Here is a 7,215-nt window from a genome sequence, read left to right on the forward strand (position 1 = left end):
CCTACTTGGGGGCCACCGTGATGTTGAGGTGACCACCGCTGGCGACGCCGTTGACCGTGACGGTCGTGCCCGTCTCGGGGACGTCCACGCCGTACCAGCCGGGCTGGTAGCGACCGGCGTGCGCGCCGGTGGCGGCGTGCTCGTCGGCGTTGAACCACCAGGTCTTGGTGTCGTCGAACCTCGGCACCGCCGGCTTGGAGGCGATCGTGCCGGCGACGCTGTTGTTGTGCAGCGTGATCGCGTCGGTGCGCTCGAGCCCGAAGGTCGAGTCGTACGCCGCGATCCGCGGGCGCATCAGCGTGCCGTCCGGCCAGTGGCTGAACTGCGGGTGGGCATCCACCGGCAGGATCAGTCCACCGCCCGGGTGCTCGCCGACGTTGTTGTCGCCGAACGACTCATCCCAGTAGTTGATGAGCATCCCGTTCTGGTACGGGTAGGTCTCCACCCAGTCGGGCTTGGTGTTGAGGAACCCGAAGTTGTAGGCCGTCTTGAGCGACGCGTCGTAGCCGTCGTACTGGCGGTTCTCCAGCACGTAGGCGTTGAAGTGGAAGCTCTCGGCCTTTCCGGTGGTGCGGATGAAGCCGTCGAGGACCCAGCCCTCGTCGGTCTCGGCGTTGCCCACGGTCGTCCCGTTGATGGCGACGTCGTCCACGGCGATGCCGTAGCCGATGACCGCCGGGTCCGTGGTGTAGCGCCACCGCAGGGCGTTGGTGCCGGCCGGCAGGGTGGCCGTCAGGTCGACATAGGCACCCGTGGCGAAACCGGTCGACGTGCCGGTGATCCCGGTGTGCGACGGGTTGTTGCTGTTCGGGTCGGTGGTGCTGGACCGGTTGGTCAGCACTGGCGTCCACGAGGTGCCACCGTTGCTCGAGGCCTCGAGGAAGGCGTAGTCGAAGTCGTCCTCGGTGCTGTAGCGGACCTTGGCCGTGAGCGACCCGGCGGTGATCCCGGTCGTCTTGGTCATGGTGTGCGTGAAGTCGTTGCCCTGTCCGCTGTAGAAGAACTGCGTCCCGGACGCGGGCACACCCACGTCGTCGACCCGCTTCTTGTCCGGCAGCACCACGAAGACCGCTTGCGGTGACTTGGACGCCGGGGTGTTCGGGCCGAGCTTGTGGGTCGACTTCACCCCGGCATGGGCCACCTCGTAGAACGGGCCCTTGGTGCCCTGGGCGCTCAGCCAGCCGAGCTGGAACTTCTCCCAGTTGCCGAGGTCGGTCGGGGCGTCGCCGATGCCGTCGGGGCTGCCGTCACCGATGTTGGCGCCCGAGGACATCAGGCTCCAGAACGCGGTGTTGTTCTCGGCGCCACCGGTGTTGCCCGAGGTGTCGTACAGGTCCGGCAGGCCGAGGTCGTGGCCGAACTCGTGCGCGAACACGCCGAGGCCACCGTTCTCGGGCTGGATCGTGTAGTCGTAGACCCACACGCCCGTCGGGTTGTTGGGGACCAGCGCGCTGGACACGATGCCGCCGTTGGAGCCGACGTTGACACCGACACCGAGCGGGCCGCCAGCCTGGATGTTGGCCCCGGAGCGGTGGCTCCAGATCGCGTCAGAACCCTGGTTCGGGTCACCGGCGGCCTGGTCGCCACCGGCGTGGACGATCTGGAAGTGGTCGATCACCCCGTCGGGCTCGGCGAAGTTGCCGTCACCGTCGATGTCGTAGCGGTCCTGGTGGTCGAAGGTCTTCAGGTAGTCCTGGATCTGCGCCATCGTCTGGCCACTGTCCAGCTGCGCCTTCACCCACACGGCGAGCGCGTCGCGGACCAGCGCCTTGCTGGTGTTGCAGACGATGTCGCCGCAGTAGTCCCGGCCGTAGAGGGCCTCGTTGAACGGGACCTTCACCCACTCGGTGACGGTGCCGTCGACGGAGTAGCGGCCCGAGGACTGCGTCTCGTAGTACTTCTTCATCCGGTTGAAGTACATGTCCTGGTAGTGGGCCTGGTCGTAGTTCGCCTGCCACAGGGTGGAGTTGTCAACGCTGCGATCCGGCTCGGGGATCTCGTTGTGCAGCGGGCCGGTCACGTCCGTGGTGCTGCCGTCCGGCGGCGGGCCCTGGAAGATCGGGTTCGGGAACTGCTGGTTTCCGAACTCGGCGATGACGACGAAGATCTTGTCCGTGCCCTCGTTGGTGAGCTCGACGTACTGACCCTTGCCGAGCTTGGCGACCGATCCCTGCATCGCCTTGTCGCCCTTGAGCTTGCGCTGGAGGGCGGTCTGTCGCAGGGCATCCTGCTTGATCGCCAACGGCGTGCGCAGGTTGTCGCTGCCGTGCTTGATCTTTCCGCCAGCCTTGTCCGTGGGTGGAACGGCTGCGGCAGAGCCGGTGCTGGCGACGAAGCCGGCGAGCACCATGCTGCCAATGGCGACCAGGCTGTAAGCCCTGCGCCTTCCTGAGTGGACCGTGTGTGTCACGTGGACCCTGCCTTCTATCGGTGGGAACTCCTCCTGGCGCCCGGTCGCGACGCTCCTCAAGAACGCGGGGTGACCCGGACTTTCACAGTGAAGACCTGCCTGTCCGAAATGTGATCACCCCACAACCGGTTTGTTATCCATTCGTGATCTCACGCTCCCGACCACCGTGTCGCCGTGCGGCGGCTGGGGCCGCTCCGCGGGCCCTGGTGACAGATGTCATGGCGGTCGCGGCGTGCATCCGCCGCCGACGCAGGGTGGCGTGCAGGCCGGCCACGCCGGCCCGTAGGCTCGCCCGGTGGACTACGACGACGTCGTCATCGGTGCGGGGCACAACGGGCTCACCGCCGCGGCATACCTCGCCCGTGCAGGCAGGCGCGTGCTGGTGCTGGAGGCGGCCGACCACGTCGGCGGCGCCGCCGTGTCGGCCCGGGCGTTCCCGGGAGTGGACGCGCGGCTGTCGCGCTACTCGTACCTCGTCTCACTGCTGCCGCGGCAGGTCATCAGCGACCTCGATCTCGACGTCCGGCTGATCCGGCGACGGTTCTCGTCGTTCACCCCCGTCCCGTCGCAGCCCAGTCGGGGGCTGCTCGTCGACCACGGGGACACCGAGGCGACCGCGGCCGGCTTCGCGCAGCTCACCGGCAGCCCGCGGGAGTATGCCGCGTGGCAGCAGTTCTACGGGCGCGTCCAGCAGCTGGCCGAGCGGGTCTTCCCGACCGTGCTCGAGCCGCTGCGCACCGAGGCGGAGGTGGCCTCCCTCGTCGGCGACGACGACCTGTGGGACGCCTTGGTGCGCCGGCCGCTGGCCCAGGTGCTCGAGGAGGAGTTCTCCGACGACACGGTGCGCGGCATCGTCGCCACCGACGCCCTCATCGGCACCTTCGCGCGGATGGGTGGCGCCGACCTGCGCCAGAACGTCTGCTTCCTCTACCACCTCATCGGTGGCGGCACGGGTGACTGGGACGTCCCCGTCGGCGGCATGGGCGCGGTCACCGACGGGCTGGCCCGCGCCGCTGTCGCGGCCGGCGCCGAGATCCGCACCTCCACCCGCGTGCTGGCGGTCGACCCGGACGGCGAGGTGCACTTCGACGGCGGCTCGGCGCGGGCGACCACGATCCACGCGGCGTGCGCGCCCGCGGTCCTCAACTCGTTGCTCGCGGCGGCCGGCGCCGACCCGGTGCCCACCGAGGAAGCGCCCGAGGGCGCGCAGCTCAAGGTCAACATGCTGCTCTCGCGCCTCCCGCGGTTGCGTGACGAGTCCGTCGACCCCGCCGCCGCGTTCGCCGGCACGTTCCACATCAACGAGGGCTGGGCGCAGCTCGACGAGGCGTATGCCGCCGCTGACGCCGGGCGCGTGCCGCAGCTGCCGCCGTGCGAGATCTACTGCCACAGCCTGTCGGACCGCTCGATCCTCGGCCCTTCGCTGGCGGCGACGGATGCCCAGACGCTCACGTTGTTCGGGCTGCACCTTCCGGCCCGGCTGTTCCGCGGCACCAGCGAGGAGCACGACGCGGCCAAGGACCTCGCGCTCGCCCGGACGCTCGAGTCGCTCAACTCGGTGCTCGCCGAGCCCATCCAGGACGTTCTGCTCCGCGATGCCGACGGGGCCTACTGCCTGGAGGCGCGGACGCCGGTCGAGCTCGAGGCGGACCTCGGCCTCCCGGGCGGCAACATCTTCCACCGGTCGCTGCAGTGGCCGTGGGCCGAGAGTGCGTCCGAGGTCGGCAGCTGGGGCGTGGAGACGGTGTACCCGACGGTCCGCATCGCCGGTGCCGGCGCCCGCCGTGGTGGGGGAGTCAGCGGCATCCCGGGCCACAACGCCGCGATGTCGGTGCTGAAGGGCTGAGCAGTCGTCAGGCCCCGGGGACCCGGCCGCCTGCCTGGCTGCCACGCAGTGACTCGAGCAGTGCCCGCTGGAACCCCGGGTGGACCCGCGTGAGCATGAGTCCACCCTCTCGTGACAGCTGCACACAGATGGCGTTGAACCACTCGTTCCCGGCGTAGACCGCCGCACCGATGATCGCCGGCATGAGCAGGATGCCCGAGTTGGGGCGTCCCTGGAGGGTGGCCACGATGGCGAAGGTCACCCCTACGACGAAGAGGACGACAGCGGCACGGCGGACGCGGCGATGGCGACGCCACACGGCGGCCTGCATGGGGACCTGGATCTCATAGCTCTTCGAGCTGGCCATGCTCGCGACCAGCCACGGGAAGAACCCGAAGATGATCATGAACCAGGACCAGGTGGGCGCCGCGCTTCCCTTGATGGTCAGCACGTCGGCCGTCGGGGTCCCGGTCTTGACGCACACCGGCGGAAGCGGGACGACGCGGAAGGTCGACTCGGACACCTGGACGCTGGGCACCTGGCAAGGCTAGGTGCCGAGCAGGGCCGCAGACGGGCGATCCGGCAGATCCGGGGCATTCGGTTGGCCCGTGGCATTCGGTTGGCCGGGGCCGTTCGGTTGGCCCGGTTGATCGTGCGCGGGGGCTCGGATGCCTCGGGGGTTGCCTCGCTGGGGCGCGATCGGCGTCGTCGTGAGCCGTTGGGTTGAGGAGCGCAACCTCCTTTGGTCCCAACCGTTTTCCCCGATGTCGTCTTCTGGCGGCAGTCCGTTCGTTGTCCACAGGCTGCTTCCGGTCAGCGCCTCGGGCTGTCGGTGCCGCCGTGTAGGATCGAACACATGTTCGAGAGCGTGCAGGACGTGCAGGGGGCCGACCCGGCCGTCCTCGCTGGTGCGCTCTTGGCCTTGACTGACGACGAGATCGCGGACCTGCCGGTCGAGCAGGCGGAGGCGCTGGCCCTGGCGTCGCAGCGGGTGGTGAGTGCGGTGACCGCGCGGCAGCGGTCGGCGATGGAGACCGTGGCCCGGCGGTGCGACGAGCGGGCCGAGCTCGACGCGGCCGACGTGGTCGCGGCCGGCCCGCGACGGCAGCGGTTGTCCGGGCACGCGGTCGCGGCGGGGTCGCTGGCGGCGTTGCTGCACGTGTCGCCGCGGACCATGTCGACCCGGATCGACCAGGCCCGCCGGGTGGTGTGCGCGCTGCCGCAGGTGCAGGCCCTGGCCTGGGCGGGTGACCTCGAGCCCTACCGGGTCGACGCGGTCGTTGCGGAGTCCGCGGCCGCGCCGCCCGAGCGGTTGCACGAGTTCGAGGCCCGGGTGCTGGAGGGCGGGATCACCGAGGTGTCGTGTGCGGCGCTGCGCCGCCGGGCCCGCCGCGCGGCGGACCGGTGCGCGCCCGACGACGCCGACCGGCACGCCGCGCTGGCCCGGGGCCGCAGCGACGTGCGGGTCCGCCCGGGGGAGTGCACCGGCATGACCCGGCTGGTGGCCGACCTACCGACGCCCATGGCCATGCAGGTCTGGGGTGCCGTCGATGGGCTAGCGGGTGAATACGCCCGCGCCAACCCCGGGCAGCGGATCGGCGCGCTGCGGGCCGATGCGCTGGCCGACCTGATCGCCGCCAACGCCACGATCAGCACCACCATCGAGCTCGTCGCCCCGATCACCAACCAAGGCCCGGACGGCGACCACCACCACGACACGGAGCAGGGCAACGGCCACCACGCCGCCCGTCCCGACCTCGGCGTGTCGGCCGAGTGCCTCGACGAGCCCACCGACCTGTGGTCCCCCGAGCCGGGCGACGAGCCCACCGATCTCGGCGGCTGTGAAGAGCTCGACGACGGGGTGCTGCACGACCACGACGGCACCGTGTGGTTCGTGTCCTCCCACACCGAGGTGCCGCTGCTCGGGTCGCTGCTCCCCTCGGACGTGGTGGACCTGCTCAATGACCCGGACGTCACCATCCGCCTCGCCCGCAGCGACTCGGTCACCGGCGCCATCCGCTGGCAGGACCCGACCACCTACCGCCCCGGCGCCAGGACCGCGCGGGCGGTCCGGTCCCGCGACGGCACCTGCCGGTTCCCCGGCTGCGCGACCGCCGCCCGACGCTGCCAGCTCGACCACGTGGTGCGACATCCCGACGGGCCGACCACCGTCACCAACCTGCAGACCCTGTGCGCGACCCACCACGGGTTCAAGCACCACGCCGGCTGGCAGGTCTCCATGGACGGGCGCGGGATCTGCACCTGGACCGCGCCCGACGGCCGCACCCACACCACCCACCCGATGGACCGCCACGGCCACCAGGCCGCCTGACCACTTACGTCATCGTCCTCTCATGCCGATGAGCGGACGTCCTGAGATGAGTTCGGCTAGCGTGCCCACCATGTTCAGCGTCGGGGAGCAGGCTGCCGTTCGCGGTGCGTTTGAACTCGCTGATTATGTCGGCGAACTCAACATGCTTCCGTTGGACTCAGGCGATGAGGTCTGCTTCGTGCTCGCCCAAGCGGACCTCTTGTCGCTTACCGGCGACATACGCGTGTTGGAGCAAGTCCTACAGCAGGTAGTTGGACGCAAGGTTTGGGTCTTGGCTTCCGTCGACGGCGAAACAGTGCCCTTCGGATAGGGCGCGTCCGGACATGCCGCCGGTCGTGCCTTGACGGCACACCTGCGGGGCCGTCCTAGGGTGGTCGATGGCTGGGCCGAGCGGCCGGTGACGAGGTTCGAGCGCAAGGGGACTGCCGCCGGCCGCGGCATCGCCGACCTGCGGTACCGACGGACAGCCTGACCGACCGGGCGCAGCGCGGATCGGGTAGGTCAGCCGCCCCCGGCGATGTTGACCAGCCACGAGGTCCCGAACCGGTCGACGCACATCCCGAACTCGTCGCCCCACGGCTGGGCGGCCAGCTCGACCGTCACGGTCCCTCCGTCCGACAGCGCCTGCCAGTAGCCGCGCAGTTCCTC

General features: G+C 70.1%; 5 protein-coding genes and 1 pseudogene. 3 read left to right on the plus strand and 3 right to left on the minus strand.

All coding sequences use genetic code 11. The annotated features are described in order from the left end of the window. Position 1: 1 nt before the first annotated feature. Positions 2-2,350, minus strand: a complete 2,349-nt coding sequence (locus ASG95_RS09015) for an immune inhibitor A domain-containing protein (protein ID WP_057377242.1) — start codon at positions 2,348-2,350, stop codon at positions 2-4. 355 nt (positions 2,351-2,705) lie between these two features. Here ASG95_RS09015 and ASG95_RS09020 point away from each other — a divergent pair, with 355 nt between their 5' ends. Further along, entirely contained in the window at positions 2,706-4,256 is a 1,551-nt protein-coding gene (locus tag ASG95_RS09020) for an NAD(P)/FAD-dependent oxidoreductase (protein WP_057377243.1), read from the plus strand. Positions 4,257-4,263: 7 nt separating this feature from the next. Here ASG95_RS09020 and ASG95_RS09025 read toward each other — a convergent pair whose 3' ends face one another. After that, complete coding sequence (locus ASG95_RS09025; RefSeq protein WP_157581862.1) at positions 4,264-4,773, minus strand: hypothetical protein; 510 nt, start codon at positions 4,771-4,773, stop codon at positions 4,264-4,266. 318 nt (positions 4,774-5,091) lie between these two features. Between ASG95_RS09025 and ASG95_RS09030 the strand changes: the two genes are divergently transcribed. Both ASG95_RS09030 and ASG95_RS09035 read left to right on the plus strand, forming a co-directional pair. After that, positions 5,092-6,567, plus strand: coding sequence for an HNH endonuclease signature motif containing protein (locus ASG95_RS09030; RefSeq protein ID WP_057377245.1), 1,476 nt, complete (start codon positions 5,092-5,094; stop codon positions 6,565-6,567). Between the two features lie 70 nt (positions 6,568-6,637). Beyond that, entirely contained in the window at positions 6,638-6,877 is a 240-nt protein-coding gene (locus ASG95_RS09035; RefSeq protein ID WP_157581864.1) for a hypothetical protein, read from the plus strand. Between the two features lie 191 nt (positions 6,878-7,068). On the opposite strand, the pseudogene ASG95_RS21275 reads toward ASG95_RS09035, so the two are convergent. Next, positions 7,069-7,215 (minus strand): annotated as a pseudogene (locus tag ASG95_RS21275) (VOC family protein); the annotation flags it as partial.

This window comes from Phycicoccus sp. Soil803, from assembly GCF_001429685.1.
Classification (GTDB): Bacteria; Actinomycetota; Actinomycetes; order Actinomycetales; family Dermatophilaceae; genus Pedococcus.

What these genes read in the sequence shown, in the direction of transcription:
- ASG95_RS09015 (WP_057377242.1), bottom strand. Translation starts at nt 2,350, where the DNA reads ATGGTGCTCGCCGGCTTCGTCGCCAGCACCGGCTCTGCCGCAGCCGTT.
- ASG95_RS09030 (WP_057377245.1), top strand. Translation starts at nt 5,092, where the DNA reads ATGTTCGAGAGCGTGCAGGACGTGCAGGGGGCCGACCCGGCCGTCCTC.
- ASG95_RS09035 (WP_157581864.1), top strand. Translation starts at nt 6,638, where the DNA reads ATGTTCAGCGTCGGGGAGCAGGCTGCCGTTCGCGGTGCGTTTGAACTC.